Here is a 278-nt window from a genome sequence, read left to right as displayed (position 1 = left end):
ATCAGCAGCTCCTGCGGCGAGGTCGCCGCGGGGCGACGGACCACCGAGACGTTCACGCGGACGGCGTGCTCGTTGCCGGGCGGCACACCGGGCCGATCGGTTTCGACGGCGGCGTAGCGGTAGCCGTGGGCGAGGGTGCAGGCCGCGCAGGTCGCCGGCCCGCGCCCGAGGCGGTCGCCGCACTCGGTGCAGCCGAGCCGGTCCAGCGCCGCGTCGACCACGCGCCAGTCGTGCCGGTCCGGCTCGTCGGCGACGCGCCGGGCCAGCTCGTGCTCGGG

At 77.7% G+C, this 278-nt stretch carries 1 pseudogene; it reads right to left on the bottom strand.

The window, feature by feature from the left end:
- Nucleotides 1–278: pseudogene (locus IU459_RS37895) on the bottom strand (hypothetical protein); the annotation flags it as partial.

The organism is Nocardia amamiensis (assembly GCF_015477605.1).
Classification (GTDB): Bacteria; Actinomycetota; Actinomycetes; order Mycobacteriales; family Mycobacteriaceae; genus Nocardia; species Nocardia amamiensis_A.
This window is presented reverse-complemented; position numbering and strand designations above follow the sequence as displayed.